The 22,331-nt window shown below is 30.3% G+C and carries 17 protein-coding genes and 1 tRNA gene; 6 read left to right on the top strand and 12 right to left on the bottom strand.

The window, feature by feature from the left end; genetic code table 11:
• Positions 1-63: 63 nt before the first annotated feature.
• The 4 genes from QEJ31_RS12785 to QEJ31_RS12770 all read left to right on the top strand — a co-directional run bounded on the left by QEJ31_RS12785 (position 64) and on the right by QEJ31_RS12770 (position 6,308).
• On the top strand, positions 64-1,446 hold the full coding sequence (locus tag QEJ31_RS12785) for a PAS domain-containing protein (RefSeq protein WP_280590672.1): 1,383 nt from the start codon (positions 64-66) through the stop codon (positions 1,444-1,446).
• Between the two features lie 251 nt (positions 1,447-1,697).
• Positions 1,698-2,933 carry a dicarboxylate/amino acid:cation symporter gene (locus QEJ31_RS12780; protein WP_280590670.1) on the top strand — a complete coding sequence of 412 codons (1,236 nt, stop codon included), beginning with the start codon at positions 1,698-1,700 and terminating at the stop codon, positions 2,931-2,933.
• 79 nt (positions 2,934-3,012) lie between these two features.
• Positions 3,013-4,611, top strand: a complete 1,599-nt coding sequence (locus tag QEJ31_RS12775) for a cache domain-containing protein (protein ID WP_280590668.1) — start codon at positions 3,013-3,015, stop codon at positions 4,609-4,611.
• 350 nt (positions 4,612-4,961) lie between these two features.
• Positions 4,962-6,308 carry an MFS transporter gene (locus tag QEJ31_RS12770; protein WP_280590666.1) on the top strand — a complete coding sequence of 449 codons (1,347 nt, stop codon included), beginning with the start codon at positions 4,962-4,964 and terminating at the stop codon, positions 6,306-6,308.
• Here the strand turns inward: QEJ31_RS12770 and QEJ31_RS12765 are convergent.
• From QEJ31_RS12765 to QEJ31_RS12755, 3 genes are all read right to left on the bottom strand, one after another.
• Entirely contained in the window at positions 6,305-7,069 is a 765-nt protein-coding gene (locus tag QEJ31_RS12765) for a transporter substrate-binding domain-containing protein (RefSeq protein WP_280590664.1), read from the bottom strand. The two genes, QEJ31_RS12770 and QEJ31_RS12765, sit on opposite strands and share 4 nt — an antisense overlap.
• Before the next feature lie 217 nt (positions 7,070-7,286).
• A tRNA-Ser gene (locus QEJ31_RS12760) sits at positions 7,287-7,378 on the bottom strand.
• Positions 7,379-7,430: 52 nt separating this feature from the next.
• Positions 7,431-9,347, bottom strand: coding sequence for a lytic transglycosylase domain-containing protein (locus QEJ31_RS12755; protein ID WP_280590663.1), 1,917 nt, complete (start codon positions 9,345-9,347; stop codon positions 7,431-7,433).
• A 142-nt stretch (positions 9,348-9,489) separates the two neighbouring features.
• Between QEJ31_RS12755 and QEJ31_RS12750 the strand changes: the two genes are divergently transcribed.
• Complete coding sequence (locus QEJ31_RS12750) at positions 9,490-10,422, top strand: DUF2797 domain-containing protein (protein WP_280590661.1); 933 nt, start codon at positions 9,490-9,492, stop codon at positions 10,420-10,422.
• Here QEJ31_RS12750 and QEJ31_RS12745 read toward each other — a convergent pair.
• From QEJ31_RS12745 to QEJ31_RS12710, 8 genes are all read right to left on the bottom strand, one after another.
• Positions 10,415-11,266, bottom strand: coding sequence for a hypothetical protein (locus tag QEJ31_RS12745; protein ID WP_280590659.1), 852 nt, complete (start codon positions 11,264-11,266; stop codon positions 10,415-10,417). The two genes, QEJ31_RS12750 and QEJ31_RS12745, sit on opposite strands and share 8 nt — an antisense overlap.
• Positions 11,267-11,504: 238 nt before the next feature.
• Positions 11,505-12,002: a YajQ family cyclic di-GMP-binding protein gene (locus tag QEJ31_RS12740; RefSeq protein ID WP_280590658.1), complete on the bottom strand. Its 498-nt coding sequence runs from the start codon at positions 12,000-12,002 to the stop codon at positions 11,505-11,507.
• 22 nt (positions 12,003-12,024) lie between these two features.
• Entirely contained in the window at positions 12,025-12,363 is a 339-nt protein-coding gene (locus QEJ31_RS12735; RefSeq protein ID WP_280590657.1) for a Rieske 2Fe-2S domain-containing protein, read from the bottom strand.
• Between the two features lie 5 nt (positions 12,364-12,368).
• Positions 12,369-13,664, bottom strand: a complete 1,296-nt coding sequence (locus QEJ31_RS12730; protein WP_280590656.1) for a SufD family Fe-S cluster assembly protein — start codon at positions 13,662-13,664, stop codon at positions 12,369-12,371.
• A 5-nt stretch (positions 13,665-13,669) separates the two neighbouring features.
• Positions 13,670-15,124 carry a Fe-S cluster assembly protein SufB gene (gene sufB / locus QEJ31_RS12725; RefSeq protein WP_280590655.1) on the bottom strand — a complete coding sequence of 485 codons (1,455 nt, stop codon included), beginning with the start codon at positions 15,122-15,124 and terminating at the stop codon, positions 13,670-13,672.
• Between the two features lie 24 nt (positions 15,125-15,148).
• Positions 15,149-15,901 (bottom strand): Fe-S cluster assembly ATPase SufC, encoded by a 753-nt coding sequence (sufC, locus tag QEJ31_RS12720; RefSeq protein WP_280590654.1) that lies wholly within the window; start codon positions 15,899-15,901, stop codon positions 15,149-15,151.
• A 28-nt stretch (positions 15,902-15,929) separates the two neighbouring features.
• Complete coding sequence (sufU, locus tag QEJ31_RS12715) at positions 15,930-16,499, bottom strand: Fe-S cluster assembly sulfur transfer protein SufU (protein WP_280590653.1); 570 nt, start codon at positions 16,497-16,499, stop codon at positions 15,930-15,932.
• 135 nt (positions 16,500-16,634) lie between these two features.
• Positions 16,635-17,882, bottom strand: a complete 1,248-nt coding sequence (locus tag QEJ31_RS12710; RefSeq protein ID WP_280590651.1) for an aminotransferase class V-fold PLP-dependent enzyme — start codon at positions 17,880-17,882, stop codon at positions 16,635-16,637.
• 149 nt (positions 17,883-18,031) lie between these two features.
• On the opposite strand from QEJ31_RS12710, the gene QEJ31_RS12705 reads away from it, so the two are divergent.
• A complete protein-coding gene (locus tag QEJ31_RS12705) occupies positions 18,032-20,905 on the top strand; it encodes an AarF/UbiB family protein (protein WP_280590649.1) in 2,874 nt (957 codons plus the stop codon).
• Here the strand turns inward: QEJ31_RS12705 and QEJ31_RS12700 are convergent, their stop codons facing one another.
• Positions 20,906-22,294 (bottom strand): metallophosphoesterase, encoded by a 1,389-nt coding sequence (locus QEJ31_RS12700; RefSeq protein ID WP_280590647.1) that lies wholly within the window; start codon positions 22,292-22,294, stop codon positions 20,906-20,908.
• Positions 22,295-22,331 lie beyond the last annotated feature (37 nt).

Genomic DNA, 22,331 nt, shown 5'->3' with positions numbered 1-22,331 from the left:
TGCTAAGTTCTTCGAAAAATTAATTTTTAACTATTTTTTCCGAAAACAGCACGAGAGGGTTTGATGAACGCATTACAAAATACTCAAAGTAAAGAAGTTGATTTTGACTTTGATGAAATTTTCTTTTCTATCACTGATAAGAAAGGTATTATCCTTGATGGAAATAAAGTTTTTACTCGAGTAAGTGGCTTTCCAAAAGAAGAGCTAATCAATAAACCACATAATATTATTAGACACCCAGAAATGCCAAAATGTGTTTTCAAATTACTTTGGGAAAAATTAAAAGATAATAAAGGTATAGTTGCATATATCAAGAATAAAGATGCAAAGGGGAATTATTACTGGGTACTTTCAAGTGTTTTACCAATTCAAAATGGATATTTATCAATTCGCATCAAACCCCAAAGCTCTTTGTTCCAAAAAATTAAGGATTTATATATTGAATTATTATCAACTGAAAAAAATTCGAATATAAACAACTCGTATGATTTATTTATGAAGAAAATCATTGAAATGGGATTTGAATCTTATGATTCATTTATGACAAGAGCGTTATCATCAGAATTATTTCTAAATAAAAAATTCCTTGCACATAAAGAAAATATTTTTTCAAAAAAAGTAAGTAATGAAATATATTCTGAAGTTAACAGAAATTTTTTAAATAACAAAAAAGAATTTAGCGTAATTATCGAAAAAATGAAATTACTGATTGAATTTGCCCCATTATTAAAAGAAAAAACAGATCAAATTTTATTGTCCTGTAATAAACTAGACTACATTTCCTTGAATATGTCGATTAACTCAGGAAATCTTGGACAACAAACCGCTTCAGTTTCTATTATCTCAAGAGAATTTCAAATTATGGTATCAACCATAAGAACACAGGTTAGAAAATTTCAAGATATATCTAAAGAACTCAGAACTTTACTAGAAATGATTGAATTAGAAGGTTGTCTTGCTTTTATTCAAATTCAAACAATAGAAAATTATTTGCTGGATTATTTTGAATTTTTTTCTTCTGGTGATAGTAATGTAAATATTATAGCTCAAAATGTAAGTATTCTTTTTTCATTATTTATTGACAATTCTAATACAAAATTAATAAAATCTCTTGATAAATCACAATATCTGTGTAAAAATCTACTTGAAATTTCAAATTCTTTAAAAGGAAAAATATTTAGCCTAGAAATAACCAAAGATTTATCAAAAATTGAAATATCAAGAAATCCTAGTATTGAAGGGTATTTTGATAATCAAATACTGGATATTCATCAATTTATTATTTCAAATAAAGAAAATATTGCTAATATTTTAACTGAGACAAATAAAGTTGCAAATGATTTACATGTATTTAGCGGCAATGTTTCAAAAATGAAAAATTATATCAATTTAATTAAAACAAAGTTAAATCAGATAGTTCATGTAAAAGAAAAACTCGCTTCTTAATATAACATATTGAAATTATTAAATATTAATACCGACCCAGAAATTCTCTCTGGAATATTATTTGACAATTACTGAATATAGATATATTTTTGGCTTCCTTTAGTATCATCTAAAGCTTGTGCAAACGATAGGTTAATGAAATGTTATTACTTCCAAAATCCTTTCAAAAAAATATTTTCTGTTGTTGTTGCTAAATTTCCATTTTTCTCATTATTTTTCTTTTATTACAATAAAATAAGGCTTAATAAAAAATGTGCGCAAATCATGCTACGTCAAATAATAATCGTTACTTAAAACCTTTAGCTTATTTTCTCATGATATCTTTAGGGATAATCTCTGGATTAAGCGATATTTCTTTTCTCCATAACCTTGGTAATTTTATATCTGAATTATTTATCAAAATATTCAAATTTATCAGCTTACCAATAATAGGATTGTCTTTAATAGTTACACTAACAAATTACAATTCCGAAAATTCTTCAAAGTTCATTTGGAAAAAAACTATTTTATATACTCTTACTACCACTTTAGTAGCCGCATTAATAAGTTTTTTTCTTTACTTGATAATATCTCCAACTAATACCCATGTACAACTATCAACTCAAGACAATTTAATTCACTCAGATAAAAGTTATCTTCACCATATCACTAATATTATTCCAAACAATTTATTCTCTCCATTTATTGAACATCAAGTTCTCTCAATTTTGATTATTGCAATCATTTTTGGCCTTGCTATTCGAAAAATCCCTAATCAACAAGCAAAAGAAACCATTCAATATTTTTTTCAAGGCGCGCACAGTCTTTTTCTAACTATCACTCAATGGATAATTAAAATTATTCCAATAGGTTTATTTGGTTTTATGACTGTTACTGTTCTCTCCTTTAAAAAAGGGATGGATTTAAAAGGACTGAGCTTATATTTAGCAGTTATAATTTTAGCAAACTTAATTCAAGGTTTAATTGTATTACCTCTTTGGCTTAAAGCAAATGGTATACAACCTTTTAAAGCATTTAAAGGTATGTTACCCGCGCTAACATTAGCTTTCTTTTCTAAATCTTCGGCAGGAACTTTACCAGTTACAATTAGTACTTCTGAAAAAAATTTAAATATTTCTCCTTCAGTAAGTCGATTTGTGCTCCCTCTATGTACAAGTATTAATATGAATGGCTGTGCGGCTTTTATATTTGCAACAGTTATTTATTTAATGCAAAATCAAGGAATTGAAATATCACTTGCAACAATGTTGTTATGGGTTTTTATTGCTACGATAGCTGCGATAGGAAATGCTGGAGTGCCTATGGGATGTTTTTTCCTTAGTGCTAGTTTACTCGCCAGTATGGATGTTTCAATTGTATTATTAATGATTATCCTTCCATTTTATAGTATAATTGACATGATAGAAACCTCATTAAATGTTTGGTCTGATTCTTGTGTCACCCAAGTAGTAGATAAAAAATTAAAAAGTCAAGGTTTTAACACTTAACAAGAAAATAACACCAGCATATTTAAGTTTTTTCAAGCTTTCTCGATATTTCTCTAGACTCATACTTTAAGAGAGAGCTATGTATATTGGAAAGTTATTAATAAAAAATATTCATTCACTAAAACTAAGTATCAGTAGCGCAATTTTAGCAGCTGTTCCTTTAATACTAGTTTTTATATTTTTTACATTGCCAAATTATCAAGATAGAATAGAACAAGCAAAGAAAAATTCGGTTCAAATTGCAATAGAATCTGTCTTTCAAATTTTAACTTTTTACTACAATAAAGAAAAATCAGGCGCTATGAGTCGTCAACAAGCTCAAAACGAAGCGTTAGAAGAAATAAAATTACTTAGATATAATGATAATGAGTATTTTTGGATTAACGATTTACATCCAACTATGATCATGCATCCTTACAAGCCTGAATTAAATGGAAAAGATATTACTGACTTCAAAGATCCTACTGGTAAAAAATTTTTCCAAGAAATGGTAACAGTAGTAAAAAATGAAGAAGCTGGTTTTGTAAGCTATATGTGGCCAAAACCAGGGAAAACCGAACCGCAACCTAAAATTTCATATGTAAAACTTTTTAAGCCTTGGGAATGGATGATAGGGAATGGGGTTTATACCGATGATATTGCTGCAGAAACCAATAAAGTACGAAATGAAAACTTAATTTTTTTACTTCTAGCTGGATGTGTTACTTTTGCCATTTCAATTTATGGTGGCTTACAACAATTAATGAAAGTGGTCCTTCCCGTAAAAGAGGTAATAGAATCTTTAAAATTTCAAACAAATTCTCTTATGACTACATCTGAAATATTAAACAAAACTTCACTCGAATTAAATTCATCTGGACAAACACAATCTTCTTCCATTCATGAAACAGCTGCGGCGATGACTCAGATGAATGAAATGATAGGAAAAACATCTCAGTCAGCAACAGAATCTTCTCAATTATCAGCAGAGACAAGAAAGATTGTCGAACAAAGTCTAAAATCTTTGCAAGTTTTGAATCAAACAATGAACTCTATTACTCAATCTCAAGAAGTCATGAAAAAAACAACTTTGCAAAATTTAGAAAAAATGCAAGAAGTCATCCAAATTATGAATCAAATTTCTGATAAAACAAGCGTTATAGATGACATTGTGTTTCAAACGAAATTACTTTCATTTAATGCCTCAGTTGAAGCGGCGAGAGCAGGCGAAGCAGGAAAAGGCTTCGCTGTAGTTGCGGAAGAAGTTGGGAATTTAGCACAAATGAGTGGAAGCTCCTCAGTTGAAATATTAAGTATTGTTTCTAATTCTAATCAAAGAGTAAGCGATCTCATTTCGTCTTTTCGCGAGAATTTTTCTGCATCAATGGAAGAAGTTAGTACTTCAGTTGAATTAGGCTTAAGAAATAGTCAAAAGTCTTTAGAAATGTTGGCAAAAGTTGTAGAAATAGCCACTAGATCAAGTGAAATGGCACATGAAATAAGTGCTGCAAATTCAGAACAATCAAAAGGAAGCGAAGAAGCAACAAAAGCACTTAGATTAATGGAACAGACAAGTCAAAAAATGAATGAAATTGTCTATCAAACAGAAGAACAGTCGCATAAATTATTAGAAAAAGCGCATCATCTTGATGAGCTATCTAATCAATTGAATAAGATTTTAAAAAACAAAGTAGCATAATTTATATTATTTTACAAAATTAAATAAATTATAAAAATGAAATATTCATAATTCTCATAAGTATAGATTGAAAGAATAACAAATTTACTCATATTTTAACAATTCAAAATAAAAACTCAACCACTAATAATGAATAAAAAATATAAAATTATTTATAATATATTAAAAAAAAATTTATCTTAATAAAAACATATAAAAAAACCATAAAACTCATTGAAATATTTTAAATAATAAAATAAATTAAAATAAGCTTGAAAATATAAGATAAAAAGAATTATAAAATTGAATATTTTATACTATAGTTTATAATATAAAATATTATGTAAAATAATTCTATTTTGGTGGTTCAAATGTTTTCAATATTAAAACCAAAAACTTCTGTAGTAAAAATTCCCAATGAAAAAATAAAGGAGACCTATAACCGATTTCGTATTATGGCTCTTTCAAGTGTTTTTATTGGGTATTTATCATATTATTTAGTACGTAACAATTTTACTCTTTCGACTCCATATTTACAGCACGAATTGCAATTAACAAATACTCAAATTGGTTTTTTAAGCAGTTGCATGCTCATCTCTTATGGAATTAGCAAGGGAGTAATGAGTAGTTTAGCTGATAAAGCTAATCCAAAAATGTATATGGCTCTTGGTTTAATTCTTTGTTCAATTGTAAATATAGGACTAGGATTTAGCTCTTTATTCTGGGTTTTTGTAGGTTTTGTTATTTTAAATGGTATTTTTCAAGGAATGGGAGTAGCTCCCTCATTTATTACTATTGCAAATTGGTTTCCAAGCTCCGAAAGAGGAAGAGTAGGCTCCATATGGAACATATCACATAATATTGGAGGAGGAGTTGTTTCTCCTATAATCGGCGGTTCCCTCGCTGTACTTGGGCAAGATAAATGGCAAATTTCTAGTTTTATTATTCCTGCAGGAATATCAATTGGAATCGCTTTTTTAGTTATTTATCTTGGAAAAGGCTCTCCTTCTCAAGAAGGATTGCCTGAATTAAAAGATATTATCCCTGAAAAAATGACTGCAAACCAAAAAAATGAAGAACACCCTCCTGAAAATATGTCCGCTTATCAAATTTTTATAAAATATGTTCTTAAAAATAAAAATGCCTGGTATGTCGCATTCGTCGATGTGTTTGTCTATATGGTACGCTTTGGAATGTTAAGCTGGTTGCCTATTTATTTATTAAAAGAAAAAGATTTCACTAAAAATGAAATGAGTATTGCATTTTTATTTTTTGAATGGGCAGCAATTCCATCTACTTTATTAGCAGGATACATTTCAGACAAATTATTTAAGGGTAGACCTATGCCTTTAGCAATTATTTGTATGTCATTAATTTTTGTATGTATTATTGGATACTGGCAAAGTGAATCCGTTCATACGGTAACTATATTTGCCTCGATTGTTGGATGCCTTATTTATGTTCCACAATTTTTAGCCTCAGTTCAAACTATGGAAGTTGTTCCTAAATTTGCAGTTGGATCTGCAGTAGGATTAAGAGGATTTATGAGCTATATTTTAGGAGCGACATTAGGTACTTCTTTATTTGGCTTTTTAGTAGACAAATATGGATGGCATGCTGGTTTTTATGCTCTTATGCTTGGATCTATTTTATGTATCGTATTCTGCATACTGTCACATATAAATTTAAATACAAATGAAATTTATAAGAAAAATTAATCAATATCGTATTTTTTTGCAAGCTCATGTAAAATTTTTTTAGCTTTTAATTTATTTAATGCTTTTTCAATTAAGTTAACTGCTTCTAAAGGAACTTTTCTTGAAACCCAAATATATCTATTTGAAACTGAAAGAGGTGGATGAAGTATTTTAACTTTCTTTTCCAAACTTAATTCTTTTATGCTATTTATAGCTGTATATTTTTGGACAAATAAAAATCGCCCTCTATTTGTTAGCAGCATTTGAAACAACCGTTCCATATTATTCGTGCCTGATATTCCACTATCAGTCATGACCTTTGATTTTTTTAGTATCCAATCATTTTGTTCCGTACCTTTCCATGAAAGAACTAAATTATTAGGATAGAGTTTTTGTAAATCTTGGATATTTTTAATTTCAACAGCGTCTTCACTTCTTGCTACTAGCACTGATTGAGCTTGAAATATTGGCACATTTACTTTCTTCAATTTTACATTTCGACGTTCAGTTTCACCATTGCATAGAAAAATATCAGCCTCCCCATCTGTTACCATTTGCTCTATTTGGACGATTGAAATTTGTTCATCCATCCCCGTAAATTTCAATTTTGGCTCAACTTTTTCAATTTCTGACAAAACATCAATACATAATCCAATAACCTTCCCATTTTTTTTATAAAATTTTGGTTTACTTTCAAAAGTAGGAACTCTTAGCATATAGTTATTCGCAAAAATTAAGTTACTTTTTAGTAACATTAAGAAGCAAAACACATAACTCTTCACTTCTCCTCCAAGAGCATAAATTTTTTAGAGTCTTCTTTAAAAATTGTACTATTAAAAAAAAATAAAAGGGAGTTAGTTTTTTGAAGTGTCTTTAATATAAATTAAACAATGATATTCCTTTAATTTTAAAAAATAATTTAAAGTTTTGAAAATAAAAAAAATTAATAGCAGATAAAGATTTTAAAGAAACTATCTAAGATTGAAACTTTTAATATAATGGCGGAGAGCGAGGGATTCGAACCCTCGGTACCCTGAAATGAGTACGCCTGATTTCGAATCAGGTACATTCAACCACTCTGCCAGCTCTCCGATTCCTGACTCAATTTGATTAGCACAACATATTTTAGAAAGGCAAATAGGTCTAGCGAGAAGTTTTCCGATTGCCTGATGTGGCAACCTTTTTTCCTTTACTACTTTTTTGTTGAGCAGTAGCTAGGCTTTTAATTTTCTTTTTACTTTTTTGCATGGAAGAAGATTTAGCTTTTTTAGACTTACTTATATGCTCGTTTTGTGCGACTATTTTACTATTTTTTGAAGAAATATGATGTATTTGTGATTTTTTCGAAGCATTTCTTTTCGCCAAAAACTTTTGTGCAGTTAGCTTATCATACATACCGTTCCCTAAAGAGATAGGAATATATATAACTTGACCCTTTCTCAAATGCGCATTAGCTTTTAACTTACTGTTAGCATGTAAAATGGCGGCTTGTGATACTTTGTAACGCGCAGCAAAAGAAACCAATGATTCGCGTCTATGAATTCTTGCAGCAATAATATATTTATTTGAAGCTTCAGGTAACTGATTAATTGCCAAAAGAGCATTTTCATAGTGACTCGCTGGTACTTCCAAATCGAATTTTCCTTCAGCAGTAGCGCTCGCTGGAGGAGTAATGCCCAATCTCAGCTCTGGGTTCATTGCTTCTAATACACTTTTATCAATTTTTAAATTTTGAGCTAAATCGGAAAGCGCTATGGAACGTTTTACTTCAACAATTTTTGTAGGTGCTGGCAGCGGAGCATCAGTTGTATCAAAGCCAAATTTTTCTTGATTTTTTGCGATAATCATAGCTGCAATTAATTTTGGTACATAATCGGCTGTTTCTTTATTTACAACTCCCATAGAAGTTAATTCAAAAAAAGAGGAATCTGTTCCATAATTTCTCAGAGTTTTTCTGACTAGACCTGGTCCTCCATTGTAACTTGCAGCAGATAAATGCCAAGATCCAAATGTTGAATAAAGACGAGATAAATAATTAGCTGCCGCTCTAGTAGATTTATTTAAATCACGGCGTTCATCTAGGTAATCGTTAATAATTAAACCATTTTCCCTAGCTGTAGCAGGCATAAATTGCCATAGTCCAACAGCACCAACGTAACTTAGAGCTTTTGGGTTATAACCTGATTCAATCATTGATAAATATTTTAAATCTTTAGGAAGACCATATTCTTCTAAAATTTTCTCCATTTTAGGCATTAATGCCCTTCCTCGCTTTAACCAGACAACAAAATAATTTCTTCCGGGATTAGTGAAGTAATTAATCCATTGCAAAACTTGTTGATTAATGACTACAGGAAAATCAAATCCTGTTTTTTCAATCGAAGGATAAACTATTTTTATATATTCATTTGTTCTTGCGAGGGCTAAAGCTTTGTTTCTTTGAGCTACAGAACTATGTTCATGTCCGTGATTAGCCAACCATTGACTGTCAAATTGCTCTTTCCAAGAGTCATAATAAATGTTGTCATCACATATAAGAGTGTTTTCCGCTCCTTCTCCTGTTGAGTAATTTTGAGAAAAGCCGGCTAGTTCAGAAGTTTCAAGTTTTTCAAGTGAAATAGCCTCATCAGATGTTGTCAAAGAAAGGTTATCATTGAGATCTTCAGTTTCGTCAGGACTTGGAATGATATTATTATCAGAGGATAACTCTAAGTCTTCTTCTGGCTTTGTCTTTTTTGGCGGAGCATAGGCTTGTTGTGGCTTTTGTGACTTAACTATTCCTTGCTTTTTACTTTCTTTTTTCGCATCAAATCTGGAAGTACTTTGATTTGATTCTTGCTTTTCGTTATTTGCTAACTTTTTATCTATGCTACTGTTTTTACTATATATTTCAGAATTTTCGGATGATAAATACAAATCAGATTGCTTTAAAGAGCTTTGACAACTCACTAGCAATGGCAAAAAACAGAATGTTGTTAGCGTTTTACAAGCAGTAAGAAATACTTTCTTTTTTTTAGAGGGTTCATTTTTATCTAAGATATTGATATTATTAAATTTCACCTTCTTGGCTCCATTTCATGACAGACACTTTAATGTTATCGGCATGACTGCTCTATATATTATATGTTACAAAAATTGCTCGGGTGTTGAAATCAACACATTGTTACATCATGTTTAGACTTTGACGAAAAGGGTGTCAATCTTGAATTATATCCTCCAAAAAAGAAATTATCCTTTAGTAAAAATGAATTACGAAATTATTCCAAGAACAACAACTTTCTCATTAGAAAAACTTGAAAACAAACAATTAAATTCTAAAGAAACAATTGATATTAATATCACATATTTTCTTGATAAAGAAAAAATAATTCCAATAGGTAAACAAAGAAAAATAAAATTATTTCATTTAGGAAATTACAACTGTAATTCATGTACAAAAGTTGTAAAAAAACTATTTGATGGCTTTTGCTTTCCTTGTTTTAAATATAAAGCATGCGCTGATAAATGCATTATGAGTCCACATTTATGTCACTACATGAACGGCACCTGCCGGGAACCGACTTGGGGTGATGAATACTGTTATCAACCACATTATGTCTACCTCTCTTATACAGATAAATTTAAAGTTGGAATTACAAGAGAATCTCAAATTCCAACTCGCTGGATAGATCAAGGAGCAACAAGCGCTGTATTACTTGCAAAAGTTTCATCTAGAAATCAAGCTGGAATATTAGAACATAAATTAAAAGAAATCATTCATGATAAAAGTCATTGGATCAATATGCTCAAAAGCGGAAATGAAAAACCGTCCATTTCTCTTTTTTATGAAACTTATACCAAAATATCACAATGGATAAAAAGTAATTCTCTATTAGAATTAGATGAATACAAAGCTAAATTACCAACACATTTAAAGTTAAAAAATGAAATAACTTTATTTGAAAATCCTACGATATTAAATATAGAATATCCATTCCCTGAACAAATTAATAAATTTCAATCGATAAATTTAGAAAAGAATAATACTTTTGAAGAAGAAATTATGGGAATTAAAGGTCAATATTTAATGTTTAAAAACCATGTTTTTAATGTCAGAAGACATGAAGGCTTTTTAGTAGATTTTTCTATTACTTAAAAGATCCTTTTACAGGTATAGTATTTGTTGTTTGAATTTTTTCACAATAATTTTCTTCTATTGAACAAAGAAAAAAGCTTGCCGTGTAACGACTAGGCTGTAAAATATTGTTTATTTTTTCAGTATACTGCTGGCGAATAACAAATCCTTGATCGGTAAAAGATAAATTATCTGCATAGTAATTTATAAATTTTTTTTGCCACTGATATTGCCCATTAAAAAAGTAAAATATGTAACCGTCCTTACTCAGCGCAAAAATGTCATTTTGTTCATTGCTAAAAATAGATGTTATTTGTTGATTAATCTGGATATAATCACTACAAATTAAATTTAATAAACTACACTTTTTTATACTAGATGAAATCCAATTATATCTATTTTCCTTCACCTGTAATACATAAAAATAATCTCCAACAAAAGAGACACCTTTAATTTCTCTTCCCTCAATCGGAATAGAGTATGAATAGCTTCCTTCAAAATAAATGTCAATTTTATTATCTGTTCTAGCAATTAATCCATATCCATTATCTGAAAATGAAATATCTACTATTTCAGCTGTTTCTTTTGGTGTTTCGATAGGATTACATTTAGCAGTTAGTAAATTACAAATGTGTAAAGAATATTTTTTATCCTCTTTAAAATATTTTGCATAAAAAAAATTATCTCCTGTATATGAAATTGAGTAGTTACTGCTTGGCAATTGAATAACTTTACGAATTAATTCTCCATTTTCATAGTAGTTAATGGAATTGTCTGCACTCAAAATTAATCCTCTAGATGCAAATGCAGAATTATAAAACATAAAAAAAATTGAAAGAACTATACATTTAAAAATATTTTTCAACAAAAACCCCCTTTATTTTATTATTTTAAAATATCTTAAAGGAATTTTTTTATTAAACAAAATGAATGTACAATTATTTTTTCTTTAGGATCAACTCTTTCAATATTCTAATTTTAGCAAAAAAAGAAAAAAATTAAATATGATAATATTTTTTTAATATAGAGAATATTTAAAATAAATTAATACTTTTTTTTGCTCTATCATAACAAAATGGGAGATATAATATTTCCAAAAAAGATTAATTTTTCATATTTACAAACTGCATTGGTATTTTAAATTCTTGTTGCTTTTCTTTTAACATTGCAATTACTAATTGCAAATCATCAATTTTTTTTCCCGAAACTCGAATTTGTTTATCTTGAATTTGAGTATCTACTTTTAATTTTGCATCTTTTATGGCTTTTGTTATTTTTTTAGCAACATCTGTCTCAATACCCTGTTTTATTTTTATACTTTGCGATAGTTGCATTCCACCAACCGGTTTTATCTTTTCGACATCTAAAGAAACTAAATCAATTCCACGTTTAAGTAACTTTGAATTCACTATATCGGCCATTGCAACTACGTGTGATTCTGAATCTGCAGTTAATTTCATTTCTGCTTTTTGCTTATCTAAAATCAATTCATATTTTTTGCCTTTAAAATCGTAGCGCGAAGCCAACTCTTTTTGCGCCTGATTTACTGCATTATCTACTTCTTGAATACTAACTTCTGAAACAATGTCAAAGCTAGGCATGATAATCCCCTTTAATTTACAATTAATCTAATTTTACAAAAACAACCTGAGAAGAATTTTCTTCTCTTATTTCTGTTTCGTAAACAGACAAAGGAACACAGGCAGGAGGAGACTTAACCTCCCCTCCATCTTTAATTGAAAAAACAGCTTTATGAAATGGGCATGTGATTTCGGCTTTCTCTGCATTCCATCTACCATTTTCTAAAGGCTTATCAGCATGATTGCAATTACTATCAAAAGCCCAAACTTTATCTAATTGAAAAATAGACTTTACAAATAATAACTCAATTCCATCAATTTCAAATTTTTTTGGTTTTGAATCAGACAAATCACTTAGTAAACAAACTCTAAAATAAGACATGCCGTTTAAACCTTATCAAGGGTATTTACAAGCACATGTTCTAATGTTGCTTCTGCAATGGGTAACAATACAGAAGCTTCAGATAAATTATTTAGAGTTTCTCTAGCAAAACTATGGATGATAAGTTTTTTTGCTTCAGTAGGAGAAAAACCTCTAGTAGCCATATAATATAGTTGTTTTTGATCAACTTCACCAGTAGCACTTCCATGCTTACAAACCACATCATTCGGTAAAATTTCTAATCTTGGCGATGCATCAACTCTAGCTTGTTTACTAAGTAAAAGGTTTTTATTTAATTGAAAAGCTTTTGTTTTACCAGCATTTTTATCTATCTTCACTAAACCTTGAAATACACTTCTAGCTCTAGACGCTAAAATCATTTTAAGATTTAAAGCAGACTGACATTGTGGTTTTTTATGATGTTGGATTGGTTCATAATCAAATTTTCCTTTGAGCGAAACAACAGCTCCACCAGAATTTGCTTGACCTTTTTCACCTTGAAATATTACATTAGATGTTACTCTAGAGTTTCCTTCAGGTAAAAATAACTGTGCATCATTAAATGTAGCATTAGCTGATAACTTAACTGAACGTTCATATAATGAAACAGATTTATTCATTTCGTTGCTAGAGTATTGAAGCCAAAATTGATTTAATACACTTTTCTCATGAATTACAATAGAATGTCTATGATAATTAAACGGTGCACGACCATCTATTAATAATAAATCGGCTCTACTCCCTTTTTCTATTTCAATTTTCATAGCAGAATAAGATTGAGAAAAATCAGGTGAAGTATTATTTTTCACAATTATTAAAGGAACTTCATTATTATTACTATTATTAATAGAGATACAAAATTCATGCGGAGAAGATGCTTTCAGACGACTAGCTAAAGCAAAACCAATATCACTATTGGGAGCAATTGATTCAATTTCTGAAGGTTTTGAAGAATATTCAACACTTGATTTTAATGAATTTGAAGCAGAAATATCTACACGGCCATGAAATACTTCAACAAATATAATTCTAGCCAATTCATTTTTAATTATTTCTATACTACTACTTCCGAGAAATTCAGTTAAATCATTAATTTTATCAGATAATAGATTCTCACTACGAAATGCAACCTTCCAAGGAAGAAAATGATTCTGTAAGTTTTCTAAGGTATTATTTCCTTCGAAATTAATTACTTCATTTTCTGGTAAAAAGAAAATTTCAGGATTTGTTTTTCGCCAACTTTCTTCAGGGTAAGTTGGACACAAAGATAATTTTTTTCCATCAAAATAATCCAATGTCATAATATTTAACCTACTCCTTCAAATTCAATTTCAATCAATCGATTTAACTCAACCGCATATTCCATTGGTAATTCCTTAACAAAGGCTTCAATAAATCCATTTACAACCATCAAAGTTGCTTGGCGTTCCGAAAAACCACGGCTTGTTAAGTAATAAATTTGGTCATCACTGACACGACTTACACTCGCTTCATGTCCCACTTCTGTACCAATTTGCTCTTCAATTTCCATAGTTGGATAAGTTATGGATGACGATTTCTCATCCATTAACAAAGCGTCGCATTGCACTTTACTTTTACAACCAACAATACCTTTAGGAATTTTTACAAGCCCACGGTAAGTGGTACAACCGCCATCTTTTGAAATAGATTTTGATGTAATTACACTTGTAGTATTAGGTGCTGCATGGATAATTTTTGCGCCAGCATCTTGGTGCATACCTTTCCCACCAAACGCAACAGATAAAATTTCACCTCTAGCTCTAGGCCCCATTAAATAAACAGCAGGATATTTCATTGTTAATTTAGAGCCAATATTTCCATCAACCCATTCTACCAAGGCATCTTCATAAGCGTATGCTCTTTTGGTAACTAAATTAAATATATTTTTTGACCAGTTTTGAATTGTCGTATAGCGAATTTTTGCACCTTTCATTGCTATCAATTCGACAACAGCTGAATGTAAGGAGTCAGAACGGTAAACAGGCGCAGTACAACCTTCGATATAATGAACGGAAGAACCTTCATCTGCAATAATTAAAGTTCTTTCAAATTGTCCCATATTTTCAGTATTAATTCTAAAATAAGCTTGCAAAGGGATATCGACATGAACGCCTTTAGGAACATATATAAAACTTCCACCACTCCAAACTGCAGAATTTAAGGCCGCAAATTTGTTATCATGGGAAGGAATAACTGATCCAAAATATTTTTTCACAATATCTGGATAAAGTCTGAGACCAGTATCCATATCAAAAAAGAGTACGCCTTTTTCTTCAAGTTGTTTTTGCATACTATGATAAACCACTTCAGATTCAAACTGGGCAGAAACTCCTGCTAAAAATTTTCTTTCTGCTTCTGGAATACCTAAGCGATCAAAAGTATCTTTAATTTCTGTTGGAACTTCATCCCAACTCGTTCCAACTCTTTCAGTAGGACGGACAAAATAGTGAATATTTGTAAAATCAATTTCATTTAAAGCTTTTGTATCACCCCAAGTAGGCATAGGCTTTTCATGGAATATATTTAAAGCATTTAAGCGAAATTCAAGCATCCATTCAGGTTCATTTTTGAACTTAGAAATTTCAGTAACAATTTCTTTTGTTAAACCTTTATCAGATTTTGCTCCTTTAAACACATAATTTTCTTTAACATGAAATCCGTATTTATAATCATCAAGAATATTTAATTGAGATTTTGCTTCTAGATTTGGATCTTGTTCGTTTGTTTTTTTCTTCTGCATAACTATTCCTCGCAAACTTTAAACTTATAAAGTTACTGTAGGATGATTTTGACGAATATGATCATATCCGTTACGTTCTAACTCATCTACCAAAGACATGTCACCAGAACGATGAATTATCCCGTCTAAAACAACATGTACTTTATCAGGTTTTATAAAACTTAGAAGGCGCTGATAGTGCGTAACAATAAGAAAACTAGTTTTTGTTTCTTTAGCGACATGATTTATACAATTAGCTACAATTTTTTGCGCATCGACATCCACACCAGAATCAATTTCATCAAGAATAGCTAATTTTGGTTCTAGCAATAGTAGTTGAAGCATTTCAAAACGCTTCATTTCACCGCCAGAAAACCCATCGTTTAAATATCTTTGTAAAGTTACTCTGTCGATTTCTAAAAGCTGGAGTTTATCTTTCAAAACTTTTCTAAACTCAGAAACGCTTAATTGTTTCTCATGGCGAATATTATATAAATTTCTGAGATATTCAGACAAGCGAAGTCCTGGAACAGCAACGGGATATTGAAATGCTAGAAACACTCCTTTTTTTGCTCTTTCAGCAGTATCTAATTGACTAATGTCTTCAGAATCTAAATAGATATGACCATTAGATAATTGATAAGCTTTTGAGCCCATTAGCACATGTGCTAAAGTGGATTTACCTACTCCGTTGGGCCCCATAATGACATGTACTTCGCCTTTTGGAACATCAAGGTTTATTCCTTTAAGAATTTCTTTTTCACCTACTGATGCCTTTAAGTTTTTGATGGATAACATTTGGAACGATCTCCTAAAATAACAAATTCTAAGCTTCTGTTGTTACAATTTTTAATTTGCGTTTATTATTATTAGATTTTGCACAATTTTCGTTTTTATCACAGCCACTTTTTGGCATGCCTTTTTCATCAAAGCTATCATTTAGAAGAAGATCCAAAGTTTTCCAAGGTAACGCGGCACATTTTATTCTTACAGGGAATTTACTTACGCCATTTAACGCTTCAATATCTTCATCCAGATCGTTTGAATTAACTGTTACTTTTCCAGTATATATTTGTTCGGCTAATTGAATTGCTTGTTGTGCCTGAGATAAAGTAACATTTTGGAGTTTTTCACACATAATGCTTGCGCTAGCTTGACTTATGGAGCATCCAGAACCGTCAAATCCAATAGAGAGAAGTGGAAAAGAGTTTTCTTTAGTCTGAATGTTACAAAACACGGTTATCATGTCACCACACAAAGGGTTTTTCCCTTCTTGACAAAATTGGCAAGGAAATTGTTTTGACTTAAAACGAGGACGTTTTGAATGATCAACGATTACTTCCTGATACAATGAATTTAGCTCTATCGTCTGTGATGATTGCAGGTTTTCCGACATACTTCCAAAACTCCAAAATTCTTATCACTTTAGGTCAAAATACAACCTATATTAAGGGATACCACTTCAAATACATAAGATCGACAATTGCGACGCTAGATCAACATAATATAAATATTTACAATAAATCTATCACTATTTATAAGAATTTTTTATAGCTTCAAGGGCTATTTCTACATCATCGCTATCCGAATAGACAGCAAAGCTACTTCTGACGAGAGCATCGACACCCAAGCTACGAATAAGAGGCCAAGCACAGTGATGCCCAGCCCGCATTGCAACATTGCTATAATCTAAAATGGTAGCAAGATCATGCGCATGCACTTTTTTATGCCGAAATGGGATAATTGTCTCTTTGCCAGTTAAAGGGCTAAATATTTCAATATTCGGGATTTTTTGGAGACCTTCTGCAAACTGGTGTGCTAAATTTTGCGCATGCTCTTGAATTCTTTTTCTTCCACATTCTTCTAACCACAGAATAGCGGATTTTAAACCTATGGCTTCAGTAATAGCTGGGGTTCCAGCTTCAAATTTCGCAGGACCTGTCGTCCACAAACTTTCCTCCAAGGTAACTGATGAAATCATTCCTCCGCCAAACAATAAAGGAGGCAATTCTGCTAAAAGTTTTTCACTCATTGCAAGAACACCAATACCTGAAGGGCCATATATTTTATGCGGACTAAATACGATAGCATCAGCACCAAGTGCAAATAAATCTTCTGAATGAGTGCTCATACTTTGAGCACAATCTAGAACAACTAAAGCACCCACCTTTTTTGCTAACTCTATAATTTCTTCAATGGGATTGATTTGACCTAGCACATTTCCCACATACGCTAAAGAAACGACTTTAGTATTTGCTGTTATTAATTTTTTTGCTTCAATTAAATTTAATTTTAATTTCTCAGAATTTATTCCTTCCAAAGAAATATAAGCTAATTCACAATCTTTTCTTAATGCGGCCTGTTGCCAAGGAATTAAATTTGCATGATGTTCAATTGCGGTTGTGACAATTCTACTTTTCTCATCGAGGTAAACCTCGGCTATTCCATTTGCAAGAATATTTAAACTTTCTGTTGTACTCTTAGTAAAAACGATTTGTTCAGCCCGGACTGTAGAACCAAGAAAAGACGCAACAATGCTTCGTGTTTCCTCAAATTGCTGAGAAGAACGTATCGAAACACCATATGCTCCCCTGTGAACCGAACCGTAATCAGACTCCATATGCCGAACCATAGCTTGAATAACGGCCGTTGGTTTTTGACTAGAAACAGCGGAATCAAGATAAACAAAAGGTAAAATTTGTCCATTCACTTTTTTTTCGTTATTTTTAAAAATTGGGAATTCATTCCGTATTTGAGCGCCTAGAACTTTTGCAAACATTTCATTCCTTCCTTTGGTTGGCAGTGAAAATTCAGCCTCCAAAATTTATCTGACACAGGGGTCGCAAAATGCTTAAATGATGTCAACAATTCTATTGAAGAGGTATGACTGACTAGCACAGCCATATCCCTAATAAAGGATTCAGATAAATGCAATTTGGAAAAAACAAAAAGAAAAAACAAAATATTGAACACAAAAAAAATAATTATAAAGAAAGCTTAGAAAAAGTAGCTTCTTTAGATTATCGTTGGGTCATTCCGTTAACTCAAAAAATAAGAAATAAATCTGTAGTAATTTCAAAATTTCTTTCATTTGTATTTGCTGAAATTGCCGTAACTCCAATATCTTCATCTAAAACTCAATATGGACGTTTTAGTTTAATAAAAGGAATTACTAAAGCTCTCTTTCCTCAAAGTGATTCATTGCTTACTCAAATCGAAAAGTCAATAAAAGCTCTACAAGAAAATATTGGCGAATTATCAACAGAAATATTGACAGATACAGATGTTACGCAAGAACTTTTAGCACCTTTTATAGAAATGGTTTGTTTGACAATTGAAAAAAATCCACAATTGATAGCATTATTTAATCAACCCCAAATATTAAAAGCTGCATTTGGGCCTTTAGGAGAAAGAATTGCTGGGATTGTTGAAATTATTCCAGCACTGTCAACTCAGGCTGCTGAACGATTTCCAAACTTAAAAGAAACTTTCTTTAACGCACTTTTTCAATTAAAAAAAGAAGAGCGAAAAGAAATATATATTTTAGCAGAAGAAATATTAGATTCTGTCTATAAAGAAAAAGTGTTACCTTTATTAAAGAAAACTCTTTCTACTGATCCAAGAGGAAAAGTTTTAGCTCCTATTTTAGGAGGAGCTATTGAAGCTATTCCAGGAGAAAGTTGCATAAATGCAATTTTATCTATTGCATGTACACCGCATAATGAATTTTCAAATGGAAGAGTAATAGCAATTGCAATTCAAGAAATGGGTGGTCTTTACGTAAAAATATCACAAGTTATTTCTGAACTTTGTCCACCAAGTTTAGCAAGAGAACTTAGAACAACACAAGATGAAGCAGGAGGAATTTTTCCCAGTATAGAAAAATCTTGGGAATTTTTAATAGAAACATTAAATCAACCCTTATATCTAGAATGGAAACCATATCTCCAAATTCCGCAAATCCCAATTAAACATTTTGCAAGCGCAAGCGTGGGAGCTCTTTATTTATTTCAATTAACACCCCTAGGAAAAGAGAAATTCAATGTTGAAAATGTATTAATTAAAATTCAAAGGCCAAATTTAAAAGAAATATTCGCTACTCAATGTGAACATATATTAAAATTAACAGATGAAGCAAATAAATTGATTTTAACAGATGGTTCTATAGATACCGATACAGCTTCTGAGCTGCTTGGAATTGTTTCTACCTTGCGCAGATCTGTTCTTAATTATCATAAACAAAGTCAAGAAGAACTTGATTTTACAAAAGAAGAGCAAAATGCAGAAAAAGTACGCAATGCTTTAGAAAGTATTGATTTTATTAAAGTACCAAGATATTTTTTATCTACCCAAACCGTTGTCTTTATGGAAAAAATGCCTGGTATAAAAATTACAAAAATTGTTCAAGCAAAGTATCTTGAACGTAGAGAAATAGCAGATCATATTGCAACATCATATATTGATCTTGTATTTACAAAAGGAGTAGTCTGGGCAGACCCACATCCAGGTAACATTTTATTTGATGATATTACAAATCAAACATCTATGATTGATTTAAATCCTTGCTTTTTATGGGATCTTAAGACAAGACAAGAATTTAAACATTTAATCTATAGATTACTGTTAAGAGATGCTGAAGGAGTTTATAAAACACTTCATCATTTGGTTGAATTTCCAGAAACTTTACATTCAAATGCTATTATAGAAGATTTAAGTAAATTTTTAAATTTATCAATGGGAAGTGCAAGCTTAACAAGATTTGTTGGCGAATTTATTAAAACATTAAGTGAAAACCAAATTGATTTAAAAGTTCAAGTTCAAGCAGCTTTGAGAGGATTGAGCCAAATAGCATTAACAACATCATCTATCTCAGTAAGAAATAATTTTGGCTTAATTCTCAGAAATCAATTTACTTTAAAAGAATTAATAGGAACAGTTTGGGATGTAGGAATTTTAAGAGTTTCTAAAGTTATTTTATCAACTCTTTTTGAATTTACTCGCCAATTACCTGAATTTGATATAGGACCAGTGCTTGATGAAAGAGATTTAGAAACGTTAAATTCCTATGTAAGAGATCTCTCTAAAGCAAATGTTTGTAATATTCATTTTCGCAGGGTATCTCCTGAAGATCATCCTAATTTAAAAATGAGTCAAGATGGACAAACTTTATTAATTACAAGTGATCTTTATATTGAAATTGTTGATAAAGTCAGACCTGCTACAGTTCGATATGTCATAGAAACTCCAACTAAAAAATGGCTGAAAGAAAGACAAGAATTTGTTAAACTTGCAAGTATTGCCAGAAGCTTCTGTACTATAGAATGTTTAGAACAACTTAGAAGAAATTCATTAGATGATTACTGGAAAATTGTCGAATCTTGGAGCAAGTACAGTTACCTTAGAACAATTGATGAAACTCAATTAATTGGTGAAGTACAAATTGCTGCTAGAAAATTGTATTCACTTCGCTTTGCAAATATTTGGGAATCATCTTTTGCAGGATTACCATTAAGTTCAAAAATTATTTGGCGCTTTTTAATGCGAGTTGAATCTTGGAAAGAAAGTTCAAAACAAAGTTATTTAGTTTCTCAAAAAAATAAATTTGGTGATGTATTATTAGCTAATATGGCATATAGCAGTTTTTTTCGAATGAAAACTTTGTTACTTGAAGGTTTACTTTGGAGTTTAAGACGATATATCAATAGACTAAAATTTTCTATGCATTTGTTACCAATGCCTACTGATGATTTAGTTAATTTAATTCTTTTTGGTTTAAGTAGAAATAAAAAAATTAGTAAGTAATTAGTTTTCTTGATTTATACAATTTAAGTAGTCACTACTTTCTAAATTATCACTCATTGCACAAGCATAATATTTCCATTTACTTCTAATTTGATTTGCAAAAGGAGAATTTACAAAAAAATACTTCATAAATTTTTCGTCAGGTTCAGATAATTGATTAAGCCACTTTCCAACTAAACTCTGGATACCAATAAAAATATTTTTTGATTCGAAAAGTTCGTTAAAACTAGTTCCTTGAATCCATTTTTTTTCTTTTAAGTCAAAATAATTTGTCACTGAATTTTCTAAATTAAATGTCTCATTCAAAGAAAATATTTTAAACGCTGGATTATTAAAATGCACTGGACTTACTGATGGAACAGACACAGTATATAAGCCTAATTCTTGATTTAAAATTTGAAATCCATCATGATGAGTATGTCCGACAAAAATACCATTTATATTGTTTGAATAATTGCTAATAATTTTCAAGTAATTATTTTCTATATTATAATTTTTAGAACTCCAAAAAGAAACTTTATCTTTACTTTTTTCAATCCGTATAGCGGTAGTATAAGCATCTACTCCACTAGGAATATGCGAGATAATTAAAAAATTATCTTTTGTATTTTTTTTGAAAATATTTTCTAACCATTTTAATTGATTATTAGCCATATTCTTTAAATTTATATTATCTTGACTTTTCGCATTTATTGAAAAAATATTTGTATTTAAGGCAATAATTTTTAAGTTAGTTAAGCCAGTATCAGCTATATAGTAGCCTCCTTCAAGAAAAGAGGAGGAATTTAATATACTTTTATTCAAATTACCCCAATTTGATTGCAAATTTTTATAGAAGTTACTTTTTTTCGGATTATCTACATTATAATTATCTACAGAAGAATCATTATTCCCTAAAACTGGAAATATTTCAATATTATTTCCAATTGATTTTCTTAATTCATATGCAATATACTGCATAGTTTTTTGAACAAATATGTCTATACTATCATATTTATTTTTTGGCATATCTTTTGTATACTTGTTATAATTTTGGATAAAAAAATGCGCTAAAAAATCGCCCAGAACTATTACAAATTCAAATTTCTTTTTAGTTGTTTGATTTTTAATTTCTTCTAGAAAGCTATTAAATAATATATAGTTTGTATTTTTTCCATAGATGGTAATTTTATTGGTCTGATTATATTTTTTGAATACCATTGCCCAAGAATTTGCTTCTGTCACATGCAATTCTTCTATTAAAAGTACACAATTTGAGTTTGCAGGATCCTCGCATATTTCTAAAGGATTGAAGTGAATATCACTAATGGACAAAAAATCTTTCGCTACAGCTAAGGAACAGCTGAATAAAATAATTCCATAAAAAATAAAACTTAGAATTTTACGCATACAACCCTCCACCTAAATTGAAAAGCATTTAGCTATA

The sequence above is a fragment of the Pigmentibacter sp. JX0631 genome, from assembly GCF_029873255.1.
GTDB lineage: Bacteria > Bdellovibrionota_B > Oligoflexia > Silvanigrellales > Silvanigrellaceae > Silvanigrella.
Note: the sequence above shows the minus strand (reverse complement) of the source record. Positions and strands in the feature narration are given on the sequence as shown.

What these genes read in the sequence shown, in the direction of transcription:
- QEJ31_RS12785 (WP_280590672.1), top strand. Translation starts at nt 64, where the DNA reads ATGAACGCATTACAAAATACTCAAAGTAAAGAAGTTGATTTTGACTTT.
- QEJ31_RS12780 (WP_280590670.1), top strand. Translation starts at nt 1,698, where the DNA reads ATGTGCGCAAATCATGCTACGTCAAATAATAATCGTTACTTAAAACCT.
- QEJ31_RS12775 (WP_280590668.1), top strand. Translation starts at nt 3,013, where the DNA reads ATGTATATTGGAAAGTTATTAATAAAAAATATTCATTCACTAAAACTA.
- QEJ31_RS12770 (WP_280590666.1), top strand. Translation starts at nt 4,962, where the DNA reads ATGTTTTCAATATTAAAACCAAAAACTTCTGTAGTAAAAATTCCCAAT.
- QEJ31_RS12740 (WP_280590658.1), bottom strand. Translation starts at nt 12,002, where the DNA reads ATGCCTAGCTTTGACATTGTTTCAGAAGTTAGTATTCAAGAAGTAGAT.
- QEJ31_RS12735 (WP_280590657.1), bottom strand. Translation starts at nt 12,363, where the DNA reads ATGTCTTATTTTAGAGTTTGTTTACTAAGTGATTTGTCTGATTCAAAA.
- QEJ31_RS12730 (WP_280590656.1), bottom strand. Translation starts at nt 13,664, where the DNA reads ATGACATTGGATTATTTTGATGGAAAAAAATTATCTTTGTGTCCAACT.
- sufB (WP_280590655.1), bottom strand. Translation starts at nt 15,124, where the DNA reads ATGCAGAAGAAAAAAACAAACGAACAAGATCCAAATCTAGAAGCAAAA.
- sufC (WP_280590654.1), bottom strand. Translation starts at nt 15,901, where the DNA reads ATGTTATCCATCAAAAACTTAAAGGCATCAGTAGGTGAAAAAGAAATT.
- sufU (WP_280590653.1), bottom strand. Translation starts at nt 16,499, where the DNA reads ATGTCGGAAAACCTGCAATCATCACAGACGATAGAGCTAAATTCATTG.
- QEJ31_RS12710 (WP_280590651.1), bottom strand. Translation starts at nt 17,882, where the DNA reads ATGTTTGCAAAAGTTCTAGGCGCTCAAATACGGAATGAATTCCCAATT.
- QEJ31_RS12705 (WP_280590649.1), top strand. Translation starts at nt 18,032, where the DNA reads ATGCAATTTGGAAAAAACAAAAAGAAAAAACAAAATATTGAACACAAA.
- QEJ31_RS12700 (WP_280590647.1), bottom strand. Translation starts at nt 22,294, where the DNA reads ATGCGTAAAATTCTAAGTTTTATTTTTTATGGAATTATTTTATTCAGC.